This window comes from Caenimonas terrae, assembly GCF_042655405.1.
GTDB classification, from domain to species: Bacteria; Pseudomonadota; Gammaproteobacteria; order Burkholderiales; family Burkholderiaceae_C; genus Ramlibacter; species Ramlibacter terrae_A.
In genome coordinates, this window is the sequence record NZ_JBHSMF010000002.1 from 784,232 (window position 1) to 803,679 (window position 19,448).

Here is a 19,448-nt window from a genome sequence, read left to right on the forward strand (position 1 = left end):
GATGGATGCCGGCGCGCGCCTGAAGATCGGCATCTCGGCCTGCTTCATGCACGCCGACCCGGCGCGCGCCCTCTTCACCGGCAAGACGCTGCAATACGTGGAGCAGTCGATCGCCCACTGGGTCATGTCCACCGGCGCGCTGGCGGTGATGGTGCCCAGCCCCACCGGCGCCACCCAGCGCGGCGACGTCACCCTGGACCACTTCGCGCAGTGGCTGGACGCCCTGGTGCTGCACGGCGGCGCCGATGTGTCGCCCCTGAGCTATGGCGAGCAGCCGCTGCAGGAGAAGTGGGCCGGCGACAAGGTGCGCGACGAGTACGAGATCGCGCTGGTGGCGGCGTTCGAGCGCCGGGGCAAGCCGGTGTTCGGCGTCTGCCGCGGCCTGCAGCTGATGAACGTGGCCTACGGCGGCACGCTGTACCAGGACATCGCCACCCAGGTGCCCGATTCGCTGGTGCACCGCGACGCCAAGGTCTACGACCAGAACTTCCACACGATCGACATCCAACCCGGCTCGCGGCTGGCCGCGCTCTATCCGGATGCCGGCCGTGTCACCGTCAACAGCATCCACCACCAGGCGATCAAGCAGCTGGCGCCCGGCTTCCGGGTGGAAGCGGTCAGCAACGAGGACGGCCTGGTGGAAGCCATCCGCTGCGCCGACGGCAGCCGGCCCTACCTGGCCGCCGTCCAGTGGCATCCCGAGTTCCACCTTCCCGAGTCGCGCACGCTGGACGATTCGGCCTTGCTCAACGATTTTCTGGAGGCCGCCGCCGCGGCCCGCGGCAGGACCGCATGACCGAGCTTGCCATCCACAACCCCGCCACCGGTGAGCGCATCGCCGTCGTCCCGGCCGACGACGCGGCGTCGGTGGCCGCCAAGGCCGCCCGGGCCCGCGCGGCGCAGCCGGCCTGGGCCGCCACGCCGCTGGCCGAGCGCCAGGCCTGCATCGAGCGTTTCCGCGCCGGTGTGGTGCGCGACCTGCAATCGCTGGCCGCCACCATGACGCGCGAAACCGGCAAGCCGATCAGCATGTCGCGCAACGAGCTCAACGGCCTGCTGCCGCGGCTGGATTTCTTCCTGCAGCAGACCCGGCCGGCGACGGCGACCGAGACCGTGTTCGACGAAGCCGGCATGCGCGAGCAGATCGAGCATGTGGCGCTGGGCGTGGTGGCCAACATCTCGGCCTGGAACTACCCGTGGTTCGTCGGCTGCAACGTGATCGTGCCGGCGCTGCTGACCGGCAACGCCGTGCTCTACAAGCCGTCCGAATACGCCACGCTCACCGGCCTGGAGATCGCGCGCCTGCTGCACGAGGCCGGCGTGCCGAAGGACGTGTTCATCGCGCTGGTCGGCGAAGGCGCGGTCGGCGCGGCGCTGCTGGCGCAGAAGATCGACGGCCTGTTTTTCACCGGCTCGCACGCCACCGGCGCCCGCATCGCGCAAGCGCTGGCCGGCAAGCTGGTGAAGCTGCAGCTGGAGCTCGGCGGCAAGGACCCGACCTACGTCTGCGAGGATGCGGATCCGAAGGCCGCTGCCGCGTCGCTGGCCGACGGCGCGATGTACAACACGGGGCAAAGCTGCTGCTCGGTGGAGCGCATCTACGTGCACGAGAAGATCCACGATGCCTTCGTCGATGCCTTCGTGCGCGCGGTCGAAGGCATGAAGGCCGGCGATCCGATGGGCGAGGACACCTACATCGGCGCGATCACCCGAGCGCCGCAGCTGGACGTGCTGGATGCGCAGGTGAGCGATGCGCTGGCGCAGGGCGCCAGGCTGCACACCGGCGGCAAGCGCCTGCCGGGCCCCGGCAACTGGTATGCGCCCACGGTGATGACCAATGTCGACCACCGGATGGCGCTGATGCGCGAGGAGAGCTTCGGCCCGCTGATCGGCATCCAGAAGGTGGCCGGCGACGAGGAAGCGGTGCGCCTGATGAACGACACGCGCTACGGGCTCACGGCCGGCGTCTACACGCCGGACGAAGCGCGGGCGCGCCGCCTGCTGTCGCAGGTGAACGCCGGCAGCGTCTACTGGAACTGCTGCGACCGCGTCAGCCCGCGCCTGCCCTGGAGCGGCTACGGCGATTCGGGCATCGGCCTGACGCTGTCCACCTATGGCATCCAGGCCTTCACCCGGCCGCGGGCCTGGCACCTGCGCCAGCCCTGAAGGCGCCGGGCGCGGTCAGTCCGGCTCGGGCTCGGCCCGGTCCACCATCCGCACCAAGTGGGCCAGCGACTGCGCGCCCATCTTGTCCATCATGTGGCGCCGGTGCACCTTCACCGTGATCTCGGCGATGCCCAGTTCGATGGCGATCTTCTTGTTCAGCACGCCCCGCACCACCCGGCGCATCACTTCGCGCTCGCGCGGCGACAGCGAAGCGATCCGCCGCCGCAGCTCGCCGAGCCGCTCGCGCTCGCGCCGCTGTACCTCGTCGCGCTGGAGCGCCAGCCGCACGGCGGCCAGCAGCTCCGGTTCGTCCACCGGCTTGGTGAGGAAGTCGATCGCGCCCGCCTTCATCGCGCGCACGCTGGTGCGCACGTCGCCGTCGCGGGCGATGAAGATGATCGGGATGGGGTCGCCCCGGTCCGACAGGGCGTACTGCAACTCGAGGCCGTCCTTGTCGGGGAGCCTGGCCTCGGTCACCAGGCAGGCCGGCTGCGGCGGCCGCTCGGCCGCCAGGAATTCCTGGCCGGAACCGAAGGCAATCGCCTGCCGTCCCTCCTGGCCCAGCAGGCTGGTGAGGGTCTGGCGCACCGCTTCATCCTCGTCGACGATGAAGACGAGCGAAGGGCGGGGATCGGGTCCGGCGCCTGGCACAGCCACCTCCTTCCACTGCAGGAGAGAGATCCCCAGTGTCGCGCCGACCGGCCCTGTTTGGTGCGGTTTCGGTCTGGATGGGCCGTTTATCCGAACTTTCTGATGGGTGGTCGCCAGCCGCTCGCCGGACATTGTCGAGCGAAGCATCTGGCGCGGCAGCGCGGTCGTCTATCGGCAACCGTAGTTCGCCGCCACCTTAGCCGACCCCGTCCCGTTCCACGTCGTCTTCTTGGGATACACGCAGATCGGCAGGCTGACGCTGTTGTCCCTGGAAACAAGAGTGATCTCGCCCGGCGCGGTTCCCCGTTCGACCCAGTCGACCAGCGCGCTGAACAGCTGGTCCTGGTCGCGGGGCGGCGTCTGGTTGGCATTGCCCGGAAGCTTCGGCAACGGCACCGTGTTGTTGTTGCCGGTGACGGTGTAGGCGCGGCCTTGCGAGCTGTGGGCCACGCCGGGAAGCATGTACATGCGCAGGAATTTCTGCACTTCCGCATCCCCGCCCATGCCGGCGGCGACGCGGTTGTAGTAGTTGACCGCGCCGGCCGGCGGAATTGCGTCGTCGGCCAGCCCGTTCCAGACGATGACCTTGCGGCCCAGGTCACGCAGCTTGCGCAGGTCCGGGTTGTCGGTCATGTAGCTGCGGATGACGGGTTGCGCCAGGCCCTTGTCGAGCGCGTTCGCCAGATCCGCGTAGCCCAGCTCCATCCATTTGTTGCGCACCGGAGTCGAGGCATTCAGGATCGGCGGCGCCGATGTCGTCGTCGCGTCGGCAGCATAGCGGACGTCCTGCAGCGCCAGAGCCAGGTTGTCCGTGCCGGCGCTCGTGATGAGGCCGCCGATCGCCGTGCCGCGGGTGAACGTCCACCATAGCTGCTTGGGCTCCAGCGACTTGCCGCTGCGGGCATCGGCCGACTGGCTGGCGTTGTAGCTGCCGTCGGTGGTCGCGCCGTACCAGATCTTGCCGAGCGCCTCGGCCTCACGGGCAGTCATGCATGTCGCGGTTTCTGTGTTGCTGCCGGTGACTCCCTTGCCCGCGACGCCGGCGCAAAGCGCGGCGGGATCCCCGGCCGGGTCATAGCTGCAGCTGAAGGGATCGAGCAGGAAGCCCAGCCGTTCCTTGTCGCAGCTGGCGACGGCGCGGGCGTTCGCAGCCTCCACCTTCTTTGCAAAGGCCGAAGCCCGGGCCTTGTCCGCGGCTGTGAATCCGAGCTCGGTCTTGAGCACGATCTGGGCATACATGGCGGTGGTCCCGAAGCGGGGCGCGTTGATCGCCGGCTGGCCGATCATGTAGCCGTCGTACAGGTCCGGATACTCCTGCGCCACCTTCAGGCCCTGGCGCCCGCCTTGCGAGTGACCGTCATAGTAGGCGTACTTCTGCGGCCTGCCGTAATAGAGCCTGACCAGTGCGCGCGTCTTGACGGCCTGCTCCACCATCGCCCGCGACATGAAGTCGCGCAGCGACTCCTCGTTGACCTTGCCATTCGACAGGAATGCGAACGACGCGTCCTGGTACCAGGGTTGGCCGGCGTCCGTCGTGCCCGACGCATAGCCCATGTTCGCGTTGACGATGGCCGGCACCTTGCTGCCGATCTGGCCTGCATAGCGGTGCCCGCCGCCGACCCAGCCGCCGCCGCCGTAATTGCGGATCCGCTCGTTCCAGCTCGCAGGCGCGGGCAACCAGACCTCGATGCCGATGCCCTCCGACCAGGAGCGCGCCGTCCGGTCTTTTTCTGTGGTTGCGCCGGGGCCGACCAGCAGCTTCACCAGGCACATGTCGGTGGCGGCGGTGATGGGCGAAGCCGAATCGACGGCGACGAGCGCCTCGCCCTTCCTGACCTGCCTGACGGCGACGACCGTCGTATTGGCATCCGGCTTGAACGCGCTCTTGATGTTGTCGTCGCAACCGAGGGGAGCGGTGGCGACGGGCGTGAAGCTGCTGCAGGCTGTCAGCAAGGCCGTGGCGCCGGCGGCCAGTGCGGCTGCGAGGCGAAAGGAAGCTGGAACGGTCACGAATGTCTCCTGGGGGTGGGCGAAGCGCCACGTCGCGGACCATACAGGCAAACCACGCTCGCGTCGCGCGCTAACGCGCCTTGCCGCGCCCGTATTTCGCCTCGAAGCTCGCCTTCCCGATCGAATTGCCGTTCACCATGAACCCGGCCAACGCCGCAGTCGCATCGGCCGGGATGTCGAGCTTCTCCACGCCCAGCGCATGCACGGCGAAGATGTAGCGGTGCGGTGGATCGCCTTCGGGCGGGCAGACGCCGCCGAAGCCGGCCACACCGTAGTCGATGCGCACATGGCTCGCGCCCTTGGGCAGGTTGTTGCCGCCGACGGCGCCGGCATCGGCCTTCAACTCGGTCACGCTGGCCGGGATGTTGACGACGAACCAGTGCCACCAGCCCGAGCCGGTCGGCGCGTCGGGGTCGTAGACGGTGACGGCGAAGCTCTTGGTGCCGGCTGGTGCGCCGCTCCACTTCAGGGCCGGCGACTTGTTCTCGCCCGAGCAGCCGAAACCCTCGAATTCGAAACGCCTGTCGATGGTGCCGCCGGCCGGGATGTCGGGGCTGTTGAGAGTGAAGCTCATGTCCGTCTCCTTGCTTACTTCTTCGCCCGGCCGTAGCGGGCAGTGAAGCTGGCCTTGGCGATCGTGTCGGCGTTGACCATGAAGCCGGCCAGCGCGGGCGACGCGTCGGCGGGGATGTCGAGCTTGTCGGTCTTGAGCGCATGCACCGTGAAGATGTAGCGGTGCGGCTTGTCCCCCTGCGGCGGGCAGACGCCGCCGAAGCCGGCCGCGCCGAAATCGGTCTTGACCTGCGTCGCACCCTTGGGCAGGTTGGCGCCGCCGACGGCACCCGCATCGGCCTTCAGCTCGGTCGTGTCGGCCGGCAGGTTCACCACGTACCAGTGCCACCAGCCCGAGCCGGTGGGCGCGTCGGGGTCGTAGACGCTCAGGGCGAAGCTCTTGGTGCCCTTGGGGGCGCCGCTCCACTTGAGGGCGGGCGACTTGTTCTCGCCGTCGCAGCCGAAGCCCTTGAACTCGAACTTCTTGTCGATCATGCCGTTGGCCTTGATGTCGGGGCTGCTCAGCGTGAAGCCGGCCGCGCTGGCCAGGGTGGCGGCGCCGAGCAGGGCGGCGGCGAGCAGGGTGCGTTGGAACATGCGTCTCTCCTGGTGGTGGGATGTCGGGACGCCAATGATGCTGCGCAATCGCGTGTCCGTAAACGGCCAGTGCCGGTCCGCTTTTCGGCGAGACTCGATTCCATGTCCACCGCCTCCCCACTGCCGCGCTCCTTCACCGCCCTGGCCGGCGCCAACCTGGCGGCCCAGTCGGCCGAGCAACTGAGCCTGGCGGCCGTGCCGCTGGTGGCGGTGCTGGCGCTGGGCGCCGGGCCGGGCGAGATCGGCACGCTGGCGGCGGTCTCAACCCTGCCCTTCCTGCTGCTGTCGATCCCGCTGGGACTGCTTGCCGACCGCATCTCGCGGCGGCGGCTGATGATCGCGGCCGAGGTGCTGCGTTCGGCTTCCCTGCTGGCGCTGCTGGCGATGGTGCTGTCCGGACGGCTGTCGATCCCCTGGCTGGCAGTACTGGGCTTCCTCGGCGCGGTCGGCACCGTGGCCTTCAGCGTGGCGGCGCCGGCGCTGGTGCCGGCGCTGGTGCCGCGCGAACAGCTGGGCAAGGCCAACGGCCGGCTGGAGCTGGCGCGCAGCGCGGCCTTCGCGGGCGGCCCGGCGCTGGCCGGGGCGCTGGTGGCATGGGCAGGCGCGCCGTCCGCATTCGTGCTGGCCGCCATGCTCTCGGCCGCCGCCGTCGCCCTGCTCTGGAAGCTGCATGAGCCGGCGCGCCCCGCCTCGCCGCCGCGCCATCCGCTGCTGGAGATCCGCGACGGCGCACAGATGGTGTGGCGCCAGCCGTTCCTGCGGCCGATGCTGCTGACCGGCGTGGCCTGGAACATCTCGTGGTTTGTGCTGCAGGCCGCCTACGTCCCGTACGCCGTGCGCGTGCTGGGCCTGAGCACGCAGGCGGTCGGCATCACGCTGGCCTGCTACGGCGGCGGGATGGTGGTGGGCGCGCTGCTGGCCTCGCGGGTGGTGACGGCGATGGCGTTCGGGCGCGCCATCCAGCTCGGGCCGGCGGTGTCGGTGCTGGCGGCTGCCACGATGGTGGCGACGCTGGCGCTGCCGTCGGGCTGGCTGGCCGGGCTGGCGTTCTTCCTGTTCGGCGCCGGGCCGATCATCTGGACCATCACCTCCACCACGCTGCGCCAGAGCGTCACGCCGGGCGCGATGCTGGGCCGGGTGTCCTCGGTGTTCCTCACCGTCAATGCCGGATCGCGGCCGGTCGGCGCGGCCCTGGGCGGCCTGGTGGGCGCGCAGTTCGGCGAGGCGGCCTGCCTGTGGCTGGCGCTGGCCGGCTTCGGCCTGCAGGCCTGGATCATCTTCGCCTCCAGCCTGGCCGGGCTGCGCCGCCTGCCGCTGCCGGCGACCTGAGGCTCGTTTGCCACACGGGCCGGCTGCCCGGTGCTAGGCTGGCAGCCTTCACCAGCCCAGGAGGCAGCATGGACCACGACCAGGCGCGCAGGCCGCTCTACAAGTCGCTGTATGTCCAGGTCATCACGGCCATCGTCATCGGGGTGGTGCTCGGCTATGTGGCGCCCCAGGCCGGCGAGGCGATGAAGCCGCTGGGCGACGGCTTCATCAAGCTGATCAAGATGATCATCGCGCCGATCATCTTCTGCACGGTGGTGGTCGGCATCGCCGGCATGGAGGACATGAAGAAGGTCGGCAAGACCGGCGGCCTGGCGCTGCTGTACTTCGAGATCGTCAGCTCGATCGCGCTGCTGGTGGGCCTGGTGATCATCAACGTGGTGCAGCCCGGCGCCGGGATGAACATCGACGCCGCCTCCCTCGACACCAAGGGCATCGCCGCCTATACGAAGCCGGGGCAGATGACGAGCACTACCGACTTCCTGCTGAACATCATCCCCAACACGGTGGTCGACGCCTTCGCCAAGGGCGAGATCCTGCAGGTGCTGCTGTTCGCCGTGCTGTTCGGCTTCGCGCTGCACAAGTTCGGCGGCCGCGGCACGCTGGTGTTCGACTTCATCGAGAAGTTCTCCCACGTCCTGTTTTCCATCGTCGGCTACATCATGCGGGTGGCGCCGATCGGCGCCTTCGGCGCGATGGCCTTCACCATCGGCAAGTACGGCCTGGGCTCGCTGCTGCAGCTGGGCTATCTGATGGCCACCTTCTACCTCACCTGCCTGGTGTTCATCTTCGGCGTGCTCGGACTGATCGCCCGGTACCACGGCTTCTCGATCTGGAAGTTCATCAAGTACATCAAGGAGGAGCTGCTGATCGTGCTGGGCACGTCCTCGTCGGAATCGGTGCTGCCGCGGATGATGACCAAGATGGAGAACCTGGGCGCGCGCAAGTCGGTGGTCGGCCTGGTGATCCCGACCGGCTATTCCTTCAACCTGGACGGCACCTCGATCTACCTGACGATGGCGGCGGTGTTCATCGCCCAGGCCACCAACACGCCGATGTCGATCGGCCAGCAGGTCACGCTGCTGCTGGTGCTGCTGCTGACCTCCAAGGGCGCCGCCGGCGTGACGGGCAGCGGCTTCATCGTGCTGGCGGCGACGCTGTCGGCCGTGGGCCACGTGCCGGTCGCGGGCCTGGCCCTGATCCTGGGCATCGACCGCTTCATGTCCGAGGCACGGGCGCTCACCAACCTGGTGGGCAACGGCGTCGCCACCGTGGTGGTGGCCAAGTGGACCGGCGACCTGGACACGGTGCGGCTGCAGCAGGTGTTGAACAACGAGACGCCGCAGGACGCCGACGAACCGGAAGAAGTGCTCGACAAGATCGAGCAGCACATGCCTGCGGCCCGGTGACGGGCCGGGCCGGGCGGCCCTAGCTTTTCTTCGGCAGCGCGGCGTCGTCCAGCGCGGTTGCGCGCAGCGACGCCGGACGGGCGCGCAGCCGCTCCACGTACGCGGTGAAGGCGGGCCGCTTGTCGATGGTGCCGAACATCAGGCCCCAGCCGATCTGCGAGCCGACATACACGTCCGCCGCCGTGAAGTGATCGGCGGCGACGTATTCGCGGCCGGCCACGGCGGCTTCCAGTGTGTCCATCGTCGTTTCGAATGTGCCGTAGCCCGCCATCGCGCGCTTTTCCGGGGGCGCCAGCAGACCCAGCGCCTTGGCCGTCACTGCCGCCTCCAGCGGACCGGCGGCGAAGAACATCCAGCGGTAGTAGGGGCCGCGCTCGTCCAGCGGCGGCGCCAGATTTTTCTTCGGGAAGGCGTCGGCCAGGTAGGCGCAGATGGCGGCGGCCTCGCTGACCACCGTGTCGTGGTGCCGGATCACCGGCACCTTGCCCATGGGATTGATCGCCAGGTAGCTCGCATCCTTCATCGTGCTGGCGAAGTCCAGCAGCACGGTGTCGTAGGGCTCGCCCACTTCCTCCAGCATCCAGCGGACGATGCGCCCGCGCGACATCGGGTTGGTATAGAAGATCAGGTCTTTCATGGCGCGCTCAGGTGCTTGCCGACGATGCCGGCCAGTTCGAACATCGTCACTTGCGGCTTGCCGAACACTGCCAGCAGCTTGGCGTCGGCGTTGATGGCCCGCTTGTTGGCGGCGTCCTGCAGGCCATTGGCCTTGATGTAGTCCCACAGCTTCTTGATCACCTCGGTGCGGGCCACCGGTTCCACGCCGATCACCGCAGCCAGGTCGGCGCTGGGCTTGAGGCCCGCGCCGGGCTTGCGCGGCGCCTTGGGCGCTGCGGCCTTCTTGGCGGCCGGCGCCTTCTTCGCCGGCGCCTTCTTGGCGGCGGTCTTGGCCGCGGTCTTCGCCGCCTTCGCCACCGGCGTGAACTTGCCGGCGGGCTCCTTGCCGCCGGCGGTCTTGCGCGGCGGGAACTTGCTGGTGCGCGGCTCGAACTCGAAGTTCACCTTGCCGGCTTCCTTGTCGAAGGCCAGGAAGGCCTTGAAGGCGCGGCGGGTGCGCATCGACACGAACTTGTCCAGCAGGTCGGTCTTGCCGGTGGCCAGCAGCTTCTGCATCTGCTCGCGCGAGACGGGCTGCTGCAGGATGATCTGGCCGGTCTTGAAGTCGCAGCTGGGCACCGTCTGTTCGGCGGTCGGCACCGACTTCTCGCACAGGTAGTTCTTGCCCCACTCGAACACGCGGGCGCCGCACTTCGGACAGGGGCCGAGCGACTCCTGGCCGCTGAAGTCGATCACCTCGCCGGTCTCGGCCGGATTGCTCTCGTTGCCGAAGTCGAACTCCAGCTTCCAGTTCTTGTCTTCCTCGCTGAACTTGAGCACGATCTCCGCGGTGAACGGCCAGCCCGCCTTGGAGCGGAAGCCCTCCAGCGGCCCGATCTTCTTCTCGCGCAGGAATTCCTCCACCTCGGCCGGCTCGAAGGTGCGGCCGGCCGGCGTCTTGCCGAAGGAGAAGCCGCAGGCGTCCTCGCCGGTGCCGCTCTTGCCGACGCAGGTGTAGCGGCGGTAGTTCTCCTTGACCACGCCGCCGCAGTTCGGGCAGGGCGTGGACAGCGTGGCGTAGTCGCCGGGAACGGTGTCCCTGTCGTATTCCTTGGCCTTCTTGACGATGTGCTTCGTCATCTCGGCGATTTCCAGCATGAAGGCGTCGCGCGACAGCTTGCCGTGCTCCATCTGCGCCAGCTTGTATTCCCATTCGCCGGTCAGTTCGGGCTTGGACAGCTCCTCGATGCCCAGCCCGCGCAGCAGCGTCATCAGCTGGAACGCCTTGGCCGTCGGGATCAGCTCGCGGCCGTCGCGGAACATGTACTTCTCGTTGATCAGGCCTTCGATGGTGGCGGCGCGGGTGGCCGGCGTGCCCAGGCCCTTCTCCTGCATGGCCTCGCGCAGTTCGTCGTCTTCCACCATCTTGCCGGCGCCTTCCATGGCGCCCAGCAGCGTCGCCTCGGAGTAGCGCGCCGGCGGCCGGGTCTTCAGCGGCTTGGGCTCGACCACCTCGGCGCGGACCATCTCGCCAGGCTTGACCGCCACCAGCGTCTTGTCGTTCTCGTCGCCTTCCTCGGCCACTTCCTTGCCCCAGATCGCCAGCCAGCCCGGCTTGACCAGCACCTTGCCGACGGTGCGGAAGCTGTGGCCGACGGCCTGCGAGATGCGGGTGGTCACCAGGAATTCGGCGCTCGGGAAGAACACAGAGAGGAAGCGCTTGACCACCAGGTCGTACAGCTTCTGCTCGGCGTCCGACAGGCCGCTGGGGGCCTGCAGCGTGGGGATGATGGCGAAGTGGTCGCTGACCTTGGCGTTGTCGAAGATGCGCTTCATCGGCTTGACGTAGCCGCCGTCGATCGCCTGCTTGGCGAACGGCGCCAGGTGCTTCATGCCGCTGTCGGCCAGCATGCCCATGGTGTTCTTCACCACCGCCACATAGTCTTCCGGCAGATGGCGCGAATCGGTCCGCGGATAGGTCAGCGCCTTGTGCCGCTCGTACAGGCTCTGGGCCAGCGCCAGCGTGGTCTTGGCCGAATAGCCGAAGCGGCCGTTGGCCTCGCGCTGCAAGGATGTCAGGTCGAACAGCGCCGGCGAGGCTTGCGTGGTGGGCGTCGATTCCTCGGTGACCGTGGCGGCCTTGCCGCGCACCGCGTCGGCGATCGCCATCGCCTCGCGCTCGGTCCAGACCCGGTCCGCCTTCAGTTCGGCGTCGTCCGGATTCTTCTTCCACTTGGGATCGATCCACTTGGCCTGGTACTGGCCGGCTTCGGCCAGGAAGGTGGCGTGGATTTCCCAGTAGTCGCGGCTGACGAACTTGCGGATCTGCTCCTCGCGCTCCACCACCACCGCCAGCGTCGGCGTCTGCACCCGGCCCACCGTGGTCAGGAAGAAGCCGCCGTCGCGCGAGTTGAAGGCCGTCATGGCCCGGGTGCCGTTGATGCCGACCAGCCAGTCCGCCTCCGAGCGCGAGCGGGCGGCGTCGGCCAGGCCCAGCATCTGCTTGTCGGTGCGCAACTGGGCGAAGCCGTCGCGGATCGCCTGCGGGGTCATGGACTGCAGCCAGAGCCGCTTGACCGGCTTGCCCAGCGGCACGAACTTGCCGCCCTTGTTGCCTCCGGCGTACTGCTCGATCAGGCGGAAGATCAGCTCGCCCTCGCGGCCGGCGTCGCAGGCGTTGACGATGTCGGAGACGTCCTTGCGCTTGGCCTGCTTGATCACCGCGTTCAGGCGGGTCTTGGTCTTGTCGACCGGCTTGAGGTCGAAATACGGCGGGATCACCGGCAGGTGGGCGAAGCTCCACTTGCCGCGCTTGACGTCGAATTCCTCCGGCGCCTGGATCTCCACCAGGTGGCCCACCGCGCTGGTCACGATGAACTTGTCGCTCTCGAAGTACTCGTCGTGCTTCTCGAACTTGCCGGCATCGGGCGTGAGCGCACGCACGATGTCCTGCGCCACCGACGGCTTTTCCGCAATCACCAGGGTCTTCGTCATTTCAGTCTTTGCCAATCGTCATTAGGCCGCTTTATATAGGAGACCGCCCGGCCTCCTTACAATCTCGGCTTTCTCGCGCATGCACGCGCGTGTGTGCATATTCAACTTAACAGGTTTTCGGCAATGCCCGCAAAAGCAGTAACCGGCGACAACCGCCGGATCCAGACCCGGCTCTCCGGCGTCCATGGCAAGGGAGTCTTCGCAGTCCAGGACATCGCCGAAGGCGAAAAGATCATCGAGTACGTGGGCCAGGTGATCACGTGGAAGGAGGCCCAGCGCCGCCATCCGCATGACCCGAAAGACCCGAACCATACCTTTTACTTCCACGTGGACGAAAAGAGGGTCATCGACGCCAAGGTCGGCGGCAATTCCTCGCGCTGGATCAACCACTCCTGCAACCCCAACTGCGAGGCCGACGAGGAGGAGGGCCGGATCTTCATCAAGGCCCTGCGCAACATCAAGGCCGGCGAAGAGCTCAATTACGACTACGGCCTGATCATCGACGAGCGGTATACCCCCAAGCTCAAGGCCGAATATCCGTGCTGGTGCGGCGCCAAGAACTGCCGCGGCACCCTGCTGGCGCCCAAGCGCCGCAAGTGACGCGGCCATGCACCGGGCCGCGGAACTGATCTGGCAGGCGGTGGCGCCGATCCTTCCCGGCTTCACGGTCGAAGTGCTGCCGCAGGTCGATTCCACCAACAGCGAGCTGATGCGGCGTGCCCGCCTCGGCCAGACCGAGCCGGTGCTGCTGGTGGCCGGGCACCAGAGCGCCGGCCGCGGCCGGCTGGGACGGCAGTGGCAAAGCCGGCCGGGCGATTCGCTCACCTTCTCGCTGGGGCTGCTGCTGCGCCCGTCCGACTGGGCCGGGCTGTCGCTGGCGGTGGGCGTCTGCCTGGCCGAGGCCCTGCATCCGGAGGTCCGGCTCAAGTGGCCCAACGATTTGTGGCTGGCCGATCGCAAGCTGGGTGGGATCCTGATCGAGACCGCCAGTTCCCCGGGCGCCGACCCGGGCGCGGCGGCCCGCTATGCGGTGGTGGGGGTCGGCATCAACCTGGCGCAGCAACCGGCGGCGGGCCTGTCCACCCCGCCCGCCGCCCTGCGCGAACTGCTGCCCGCAGCCGACGCGCCGGCGGCGCTGCTGGCCGTTGCCGAGCCGCTGGTGCGCACGCTGCAGGCCTTCGAGACCTTCGGCTTCGCGCCCTTCCAGGCCCGCTTCAACGCGCGCGACGTGCTGTGCGAGCGGGCCGTGGTCCTGAGCGACGGCACGGCCGGCACGGCCCACGGCGTGAGCGAGACCGGCGCACTGCTGGTGCATACTGCGCACGGCATGCACGCCGTCACCAGCTCCGAAGTCAGCGTGCGGCCCTCCGCCTAACCCACCTTGCTGCGCCTGATCGTCCTTCTGCTGCTGCTGGCCAACGGCGCCTATTTCGCCTGGGCCCGCGGCCTGCTGGCCGACTGGGGCGTGGCGCCGGCGCAGCAGTCCGAACCGCAGCGGCTGGCGCAGCAGATCCGGCCCGAGGCGCTGAAGATCCTGCCGGCCGATGAAGCCAAGAAGGTCGAGGTCGCGGCGGCCGCACCCAAGCCGGCGGAATGCCTGCTGGCCGGCCCGTTCGAGGAAGCCCAGGCCGCGCCGCTGCGCGCCAGCCTGGCGTCCTGGCCGACCGGCTCCTGGACGCTGGAGCAGACCGTGGAGCCGGCCCGCTGGATCGTCTACATGGGCAAGTACCCCAGCATCGAAGCGGTGAACAAGAAAAAGGGCGAGCTGCGCCAGCTCGGCGTGTCGTTCCAGTCGCTGCTCAACCCGGCGCTGGAGTTCGGCCTGTCGCTGGGGGGCTTTCGCACCGAGGAAGAAGCCAACCAGCAGCTGGCCCAGCTGTCGCAGCGCGGCGTCCACACCGCCCGCGTGGTGGTGGAGCGGCCCGAGGTGCGCGGCCAGCAGCTGAAATTCCCGGCCGTCGACGACGCGCTGCGCCCGCGGCTGGACGAACTCAAGACCGTGCTGGCCGGCAAGCCGCTGCGGTCCTGCCGCTGAACCTGCACAGGAGGTCGCATGAAGCTGTATTTTTCGCCGGGCGCCTGTTCCTTCGTCCCGCACACGCTGTTGGAGACGGCCGGCGAGCCGTTCGAGCCGGTGCTGGTCAAGCTGCACAAGGGCGAGAACTTCAGCCCGGAATACAAGGCCATCAATCCGCGCAGCCAGGTGCCGGTGCTGGTGGATGGCGACCAGGTGATCACGCAGATCGTGGCCATCGTCGGCCACCTGGCCGACCGCTTCCCGCAGTGCGGGTTCATTCCGCGCGACCCGCTCGCGCGCACCCGCATGCTGGAGACGCTGGCGTGGATGAACAACACGGTGCATCCGACCTTCACCCACATCTTCATGCCGCAGAAGTTCGCGGACAGCGACGCCGCCAAAGCCGAACTCAAGGCCTTCAACACCAGGCTGTACCGCGGCCACCTGGCGGAACTCGACGCACTGGTGGCAAGGGCCCAGGCGCAGGGCAAGCCCTACCTGGCAGGCGACAACTTCGGCCCGCTCGACGCCTACGCGCTGACGCTGGCGCGCTGGGGCGGCATCGCCGGCATCGACCCGACCGCGTTTGCGGCCACATGGGCCTTCGTGCAGCGGATCGCCGCGCTGCCGCCGGTGGCGCGCGCGATCGAGCGTGAGCGCCTGCAGCTGAACCTGTTCAAGCCTGCCTAGGCGGGCTTCGGCTCGCCGACCACGAAGCGCACCGTCACCCGCGTGCCGGGCGGAACCTGGCCCGGATGGGCATCTTCCAGCGTGACGCTGGCGTCGTGCTGGCGCGCGATCTCCAGCACGATCGGCAGGCCCAGCCCCGAACCGTCGACGTTGGTGCCCAGCGCCCGGTAGAACGGCTGGAACACCAGCTCGCGCTCCGCCGCGGGGATGCCCGGGCCCGAATCCTCCACCTGCAGCACCAGCACATGGCCGAAGGGATCGGCCAGCACGCGCGCCGTGATGACGCCCGGATGGTCGGCGCTGGAGGGCGTGTAGCTGATCGCGTTGTCCAGCAGGTTGCGGATCATTTCCTTGAGCAGCGTCGGGTTGCCCGGCAGGGTGACGCCGGGCGCGCCGGGGCGGGCGCCGTCATAGCCCAGGTCGAAGCGCTTGTCCATCGTGCGGGGCAATGAGTCCTGCACCGCCTCCATCGTCAGCTGCGCCAGGTCGCAGGGCTGCCGCGCGATGGTGTGCTGGCCGCTGCTTTCGGCCCGCGCCAGCGCCAGCAGCTGGTTGACGGTGTGCGTGGCGCGCACGCTGGAGCGGCCGATCTGCTTGAGCGACTGCTTCAGTTCCTCGGCGTTGGAGCCCTCGCGCTGCGCCAGATCGGCCTGCATCCGCAGCCCCGCCAGCGGCGTCTTGAGCTGGTGCGCGGCATCGGCCAGGAACCGCTTCTGGGTGGCGATCGAATCCTTCAGCCGGGTCAGCAGGTCGTTGATCGAGGACACCAGCGGGGCCACTTCCAGCGGCACGGCCTTGTCGTCGAGCGGGCTGAGGTCGTCGGGCTTGCGCTGGCGGATCCGCTCTTCCAGCTGGGACAGCGGCTTGATGCCGCGCACCAGCGCCAGCCAGACCAGCAGCACCGCCAGCGGCAGGATCACGAACTGCGGCAGCATCACGCCCTTGATGATCTCGGTGGCGAGCACCGAGCGCTTCTCGCGCGTCTCGGCCACCTGCACCAGCGCGGGCTGCGAGTCCGGCAGGTCGAGCTTGACCCAGGTGTAGGCAATGCGCACGTCCAGGCCGCGCATTTCGTCGTCGCGCAGGCGCACTTCGCCGGCCAGCGGCCGGTCTTCCTCGCGCGGGGCCGGCAGGTCCTTGTCGCCGCTGAGCACCTCGCCCCTGGCGCCGAGCACCTGGTAGTAGACGAGGTCCGAGTCGTCGGCGCGCAGCAGCTCGCGGGCCGGCTGCGGCAGGTTGAACACCACGCGCTGGTTCTGCACCGTCACCAGCTGCGCGAGGGCCTGCACGTTGTATTCCAGCGCGCGGTCGAACGGCTTGCCGGCGATGCTTTGCGCCACCAGCCAGGTCAGCGCCAGGCTCACGGGCCACAGCAGCAGCAGCGGCGTGAGCATCCAGTCGAGGATCTCGCCGAACAGCGAGCGCTGTTCGCGCTGGAAGATCTTCACTGAGCGCCGCCGGGCTGCCCCACGGCGCGAACGCCCCCTCGGGGGGCAGCGCAGTCCAAGAAGTGACCAGCGTGGGGGCTCATTGAGGGATTTTTTCCAGGCAGTAGCCCAGGCCGCGGACGGTGGCGATGCGGATCGGGCCCTTCTCGATCTTCTTGCGCAGCCGGTGGATGTAGACCTCGATCGCGTTGTTGCTCACTTCCTCGCCCCATTCGCACAGGCGCTCGACCAGCTGGTCCTTGCTCACCAGCCGGCCGGCGCGCTGCAGCAGCACTTCCAGCAGCCCGAGCTCGCGGGCGGAGAGTTCCACCATCTTGCCGTCGATGGTCGCCACCCGGCCGGCCTGGTCGTACACCAGCGGGCCGTGCTTGATCGTGCTGCTGGTGCCCCCCATGCCGCGGCGGGTCAGCGCGCGCACGCGCGCCTCCAGCTCCTGCAGGCTGAAGGGCTTGGCCATGTAATCGTCGGCGCCATAGTCCAGGCCCTTGACGCGCTCCTCGACGCTGTCGGCCGCGGTCAGGATCAGCACCGGCATCGACGAGCCCCGGCCGCGCAGCTTGCGCAGCACCTCGAGCCCGTGCATCTTCGGCAGCCCCAGATCGAGGATCAGCAGGTCGAACTCGTTGTTGGTCATCAGCGCGGCGTCGGCCTCGCTGCCGCTGGCCACGTGGTCCACTGCCGCACCCGATGCCCGCAGCGTCCGCAGCAGGCCGTCTGCCAGCACCTGGTCGTCTTCGGCAATCAGTATCCGCATGGCCTGTCTCCCGTTGTGGCGCGGCCTCCGGCTCCGGTCGCTGCTTAAATTCTAGGCGCTGCCGCCGGCGTAAGCCTCCAGGCCCAGCGCGACCACGGCGGCGATCTCGTCGCCGACTTCGGCGCGGAACTCCGCTTCCGCCTGGGCCACCGCTTCCTTGAATGCCTGCAGCCAGGCCAGCCCGCTGTCGGTGAAGCGGACCAGGCGGGCCCGGGCATCGCGGCTGTCCTTTTCCCGCAGCACCAGCCCCCAGGCTTCGCACTGGTCGACCAGGTCGCCCATCGCCTGCTTGCTCATGCCGGCGCTTCGGGCCAGGTCGGTCAGGCGCGCGCCGTCGATCGCGAGATGGCGGGTGATGTGGATGTGCGCCGCGCTGACCTGGCCGCGCGCGGCCAGGTTGGACAGGGCCAGCGGCACGTCGACGTTGTGGGCCATCAGGTGCAGCACACGTTCGTCGAAGCGCCGCATCGCGTGCCCCAGCAGGCGCCCCAGGTGGACCGGGCGGCGGGTTTCGGAAAGCGCTTCCAGCATCATCGGAAGATGGTAAGGCAAACTGACGAAAAAACGGGTTTACCTTCCGCAAGCTGACGCGTTACATTACTGGTCAAGCATCCAGCCTGTGAATAAAAACAACTGGATCGATCAACCCAAGTCATTGATTCACAAGGAGAAACCCATGGATGCACAAGTCAAAGGAACGCGGATCGGCGCCCCGGACAGCGACAAGGCCAAGGCCCTGGCGGCCGCACTGGCGCAGATCGACAAGCAGTTCGGCAAGGGCACGATCATGCGGCTGGGCGAGGGCGAGAAGCTCGAGGACATCCAGGTGGTCTCCACCGGCTCGCTCGGACTGGACATCGCGCTGGGCGTCGGCGGCCTGCCGCGCGGCCGGGTGATCGAGATCTACGGCCCGGAATCGTCGGGCAAGACCACGCTCACGCTGCAGGTCATCGCCGAGATGCAGCGCCAGGCCGGCACCTGCGCCTTCGTCGATGCCGAACACGCGCTGGACGTGCAATACGCGCAGAAGCTGGGCGTCAACCTGTCGGACCTGCTGATCAGCCAGCCTGACACCGGCGAGCAGGCGCTGGAAATCGTCGACAGCCTGGTGCGTTCCGGCGCGGTGGACCTGATCGTGGTGGACTCGGTCGCCGCGCTCACGCCCAAGGCCGAAATCGAAGGCGAAATGGGCGATTCGCTGCCCGGCCTGCAGGCCCGCCTCATGAGCCAGGCCCTGCGCAAGCTGACCGCCTCGATCAAGAAGACCAACTGCATGGTCATCTTCATCAACCAGATCCGCATGAAGATCGGCGTGATGTTCGGCAGCCCGGAAACGACCACCGGCGGCAACGCGCTGAAGTTCTACGCGTCGGTGCGCCTGGACATCCGCCGCACCGGCACCATCAAGAAGGGCGAAGAGGCGATCGGCAACGAGACCAAGGTCAAGGTGGTGAAGAACAAGGTGGCGCCCCCGTTCAAGACGGCGGAATTCGACATCCTGTTCGGCGAGGGCATCAGCCGCCACGGCGAGATCATCGACATGGGCGTCAACGCCCGCGTGCTGGAAAAGTCGGGCGCCTGGTATGCGTACAACGGCGAGAAGATCGGCCAGGGCCGCGACAACGCCCGCGAATTCCTGCGCGAGAACCCGGCGCTGGCGCGCGAGATCGAGAACAAGGTGCGCGAATCGCTGGAGATCCCGCTGCTGCCGGCAGACGTCGAGGAAGCCTGACTCAATCGGCGAGCCCGCGATGCCATTGCCCCGGCCGACACTGTCCCTGAAGGGCCGGGCCCTGCGGCTGCTGAGCGGCCGCGAGCACTCAAGGGCCGAGCTGGAAAGAAAGCTCGCCCCGCATGAAGAGGAGCCGGGCCAGCTGGCCCGCGTCCTCGACGAATTGCAGGCCAAGGATTTCATCAACGAGCAGCGGGTGGTCGATTCCGTCGTCCACCGCCGCGCCGGCAAGCTCGGCGCGCTGCGGATCCGCCAGGAGCTGCAGTCCAAGGGCCTGGACAGCGAGAAGGTGCAGGCCGCCCTGGCGGGGCTCAAGGCGGGCGAGCTGGAACGGGCGCGCGAGGTGTGGCGCCGCAAGTTCGACGCGCCACCGTCCGATGCGGCGGAGCGCGGCAAGCAGGCGCGCTTCCTGGCGGCGCGGGGCTTCGACGGGGAAGTGATCGGCAAGGTGCTGAGCCGCTCCCCGCGGCAATGACAGCGGCATAGCGCAAACCACGCCATGGAA

19 protein-coding genes are annotated in these 19,448 nt (G+C 68.4%); 10 read left to right on the forward strand and 9 right to left on the reverse strand.

Annotated features, from left to right (window positions below; translation table 11 throughout):
• The first annotated feature begins 1 nt into the window (after position 1).
• On the forward strand, positions 2-796 hold the full coding sequence (locus ACFPOE_RS03870; protein WP_376848674.1) for a gamma-glutamyl-gamma-aminobutyrate hydrolase family protein: 795 nt from the start codon (positions 2-4) through the stop codon (positions 794-796).
• Positions 793-2,166: an aldehyde dehydrogenase family protein gene (locus ACFPOE_RS03875; protein ID WP_376848675.1), complete on the forward strand. Its 1,374-nt coding sequence runs from the start codon at positions 793-795 to the stop codon at positions 2,164-2,166. Before ACFPOE_RS03870 ends, ACFPOE_RS03875 begins: the two co-directional genes overlap by 4 nt.
• 15 nt (positions 2,167-2,181) lie before the next feature.
• On the opposite strand, the gene ACFPOE_RS03880 is transcribed toward ACFPOE_RS03875, so the two are convergent.
• From ACFPOE_RS03880 to ACFPOE_RS03895, 4 genes are all read right to left on the reverse strand, one after another.
• Positions 2,182-2,817 carry a response regulator transcription factor gene (locus ACFPOE_RS03880; RefSeq protein ID WP_376848676.1) on the reverse strand — a complete coding sequence of 212 codons (636 nt, stop codon included), beginning with the start codon at positions 2,815-2,817 and terminating at the stop codon, positions 2,182-2,184.
• Positions 2,818-2,985: 168 nt separating this feature from the next.
• Complete coding sequence (locus ACFPOE_RS03885; RefSeq protein ID WP_376848677.1) at positions 2,986-4,827, reverse strand: tannase/feruloyl esterase family alpha/beta hydrolase; 1,842 nt, start codon at positions 4,825-4,827, stop codon at positions 2,986-2,988.
• 70 nt (positions 4,828-4,897) lie between these two features.
• The gene (locus ACFPOE_RS03890) at positions 4,898-5,401 is read right to left on the reverse strand and encodes a YbhB/YbcL family Raf kinase inhibitor-like protein (protein ID WP_376848678.1); all 504 of its coding nucleotides are present in this window, start codon (positions 5,399-5,401) and stop codon (positions 4,898-4,900) included.
• 14 nt (positions 5,402-5,415) lie between these two features.
• A complete protein-coding gene (locus ACFPOE_RS03895) occupies positions 5,416-5,976 on the reverse strand; it encodes a YbhB/YbcL family Raf kinase inhibitor-like protein (protein ID WP_376848679.1) in 561 nt (186 codons plus the stop codon).
• A 102-nt stretch (positions 5,977-6,078) separates the two neighbouring features.
• Between ACFPOE_RS03895 and ACFPOE_RS03900 the strand changes: the two genes are divergently transcribed.
• Together ACFPOE_RS03900 and ACFPOE_RS03905 are read left to right on the forward strand one after the other, a co-directional pair.
• Positions 6,079-7,305 carry an MFS transporter gene (locus ACFPOE_RS03900; protein WP_376848680.1) on the forward strand — a complete coding sequence of 409 codons (1,227 nt, stop codon included), beginning with the start codon at positions 6,079-6,081 and terminating at the stop codon, positions 7,303-7,305.
• Between the two features lie 68 nt (positions 7,306-7,373).
• The gene (locus tag ACFPOE_RS03905; protein WP_376848681.1) at positions 7,374-8,711 is read left to right on the forward strand and encodes a dicarboxylate/amino acid:cation symporter; all 1,338 of its coding nucleotides are present in this window, start codon (positions 7,374-7,376) and stop codon (positions 8,709-8,711) included.
• A gap of 19 nt (positions 8,712-8,730) precedes the next feature.
• Here ACFPOE_RS03905 and ACFPOE_RS03910 read toward each other — a convergent pair whose 3' ends face one another.
• Entirely contained in the window at positions 8,731-9,348 is a 618-nt protein-coding gene (locus ACFPOE_RS03910; protein ID WP_376848682.1) for a glutathione S-transferase family protein, read from the reverse strand.
• The gene (locus ACFPOE_RS03915) at positions 9,345-12,302 is read right to left on the reverse strand and encodes a DNA topoisomerase III (protein ID WP_376848683.1); all 2,958 of its coding nucleotides are present in this window, start codon (positions 12,300-12,302) and stop codon (positions 9,345-9,347) included. The genes ACFPOE_RS03910 and ACFPOE_RS03915 overlap by 4 nt, the downstream gene beginning before the upstream one ends.
• A gap of 123 nt (positions 12,303-12,425) precedes the next feature.
• Here ACFPOE_RS03915 and ACFPOE_RS03920 point away from each other — a divergent pair, with 123 nt between their 5' ends.
• The 4 genes from ACFPOE_RS03920 to ACFPOE_RS03935 are packed head-to-tail and all read left to right on the forward strand — an operon-like array spanning position 12,426 to position 15,009.
• Positions 12,426-12,902 (forward strand): SET domain-containing protein, encoded by a 477-nt coding sequence (locus tag ACFPOE_RS03920; RefSeq protein ID WP_376848684.1) that lies wholly within the window; start codon positions 12,426-12,428, stop codon positions 12,900-12,902.
• Between the two features lie 7 nt (positions 12,903-12,909).
• Positions 12,910-13,677 (forward strand): biotin--[acetyl-CoA-carboxylase] ligase, encoded by a 768-nt coding sequence (locus tag ACFPOE_RS03925; protein ID WP_376848685.1) that lies wholly within the window; start codon positions 12,910-12,912, stop codon positions 13,675-13,677.
• Positions 13,678-13,683: 6 nt separating this feature from the next.
• Complete coding sequence (locus ACFPOE_RS03930; RefSeq protein WP_376848686.1) at positions 13,684-14,337, forward strand: SPOR domain-containing protein; 654 nt, start codon at positions 13,684-13,686, stop codon at positions 14,335-14,337.
• A gap of 18 nt (positions 14,338-14,355) precedes the next feature.
• On the forward strand, positions 14,356-15,009 hold the full coding sequence (locus ACFPOE_RS03935) for a glutathione S-transferase family protein (RefSeq protein WP_376848687.1): 654 nt from the start codon (positions 14,356-14,358) through the stop codon (positions 15,007-15,009).
• Here ACFPOE_RS03935 and ACFPOE_RS03940 read toward each other — a convergent pair.
• The 3 genes from ACFPOE_RS03940 to ACFPOE_RS03950 form a co-directional block, all read right to left on the reverse strand.
• Positions 15,006-16,457 carry a sensor histidine kinase gene (locus tag ACFPOE_RS03940; RefSeq protein WP_376848688.1) on the reverse strand — a complete coding sequence of 484 codons (1,452 nt, stop codon included), beginning with the start codon at positions 16,455-16,457 and terminating at the stop codon, positions 15,006-15,008. The genes ACFPOE_RS03935 and ACFPOE_RS03940 overlap by 4 nt on opposite strands.
• A gap of 79 nt (positions 16,458-16,536) precedes the next feature.
• On the reverse strand, positions 16,537-17,211 hold the full coding sequence (locus ACFPOE_RS03945; protein WP_376848689.1) for a response regulator: 675 nt from the start codon (positions 17,209-17,211) through the stop codon (positions 16,537-16,539).
• 51 nt (positions 17,212-17,262) lie between these two features.
• A complete protein-coding gene (locus ACFPOE_RS03950) occupies positions 17,263-17,745 on the reverse strand; it encodes a MarR family winged helix-turn-helix transcriptional regulator (RefSeq protein ID WP_376848690.1) in 483 nt (160 codons plus the stop codon).
• Between the two features lie 142 nt (positions 17,746-17,887).
• On the opposite strand from ACFPOE_RS03950, the gene recA reads away from it, so the two are divergent.
• Both recA and recX read left to right on the forward strand, forming a co-directional pair.
• A complete protein-coding gene (gene recA, locus ACFPOE_RS03955; protein WP_376848691.1) occupies positions 17,888-18,943 on the forward strand; it encodes a recombinase RecA in 1,056 nt (351 codons plus the stop codon).
• A gap of 19 nt (positions 18,944-18,962) precedes the next feature.
• Positions 18,963-19,418 carry a recombination regulator RecX gene (recX, locus tag ACFPOE_RS03960; protein ID WP_376848692.1) on the forward strand — a complete coding sequence of 152 codons (456 nt, stop codon included), beginning with the start codon at positions 18,963-18,965 and terminating at the stop codon, positions 19,416-19,418.
• Positions 19,419-19,448: the final 30 nt, after the last annotated feature.

Coding starts and splice junctions, on each gene's coding strand:
- ACFPOE_RS03915 (WP_376848683.1), bottom strand. CDS start 12,302: ATGACGAAGACCCTGGTGATTGCGGAAAAGCCGTCGGTGGCGCAGGAC.
- ACFPOE_RS03900 (WP_376848680.1), top strand. CDS start 6,079: ATGTCCACCGCCTCCCCACTGCCGCGCTCCTTCACCGCCCTGGCCGGC.
- ACFPOE_RS03875 (WP_376848675.1), top strand. CDS start 793: ATGACCGAGCTTGCCATCCACAACCCCGCCACCGGTGAGCGCATCGCC.
- recA (WP_376848691.1), top strand. CDS start 17,888: ATGGATGCACAAGTCAAAGGAACGCGGATCGGCGCCCCGGACAGCGAC.
- recX (WP_376848692.1), top strand. CDS start 18,963: ATGCCATTGCCCCGGCCGACACTGTCCCTGAAGGGCCGGGCCCTGCGG.
- ACFPOE_RS03905 (WP_376848681.1), top strand. CDS start 7,374: ATGGACCACGACCAGGCGCGCAGGCCGCTCTACAAGTCGCTGTATGTC.
- ACFPOE_RS03920 (WP_376848684.1), top strand. CDS start 12,426: ATGCCCGCAAAAGCAGTAACCGGCGACAACCGCCGGATCCAGACCCGG.
- ACFPOE_RS03870 (WP_376848674.1), top strand. CDS start 2: ATGGATGCCGGCGCGCGCCTGAAGATCGGCATCTCGGCCTGCTTCATG.
- ACFPOE_RS03945 (WP_376848689.1), bottom strand. CDS start 17,211: ATGCGGATACTGATTGCCGAAGACGACCAGGTGCTGGCAGACGGCCTG.
- ACFPOE_RS03910 (WP_376848682.1), bottom strand. CDS start 9,348: ATGAAAGACCTGATCTTCTATACCAACCCGATGTCGCGCGGGCGCATC.
- ACFPOE_RS03890 (WP_376848678.1), bottom strand. CDS start 5,401: ATGAGCTTCACTCTCAACAGCCCCGACATCCCGGCCGGCGGCACCATC.
- ACFPOE_RS03950 (WP_376848690.1), bottom strand. CDS start 17,745: ATGATGCTGGAAGCGCTTTCCGAAACCCGCCGCCCGGTCCACCTGGGG.
- ACFPOE_RS03895 (WP_376848679.1), bottom strand. CDS start 5,976: ATGTTCCAACGCACCCTGCTCGCCGCCGCCCTGCTCGGCGCCGCCACC.
- ACFPOE_RS03935 (WP_376848687.1), top strand. CDS start 14,356: ATGAAGCTGTATTTTTCGCCGGGCGCCTGTTCCTTCGTCCCGCACACG.
- ACFPOE_RS03925 (WP_376848685.1), top strand. CDS start 12,910: ATGCACCGGGCCGCGGAACTGATCTGGCAGGCGGTGGCGCCGATCCTT.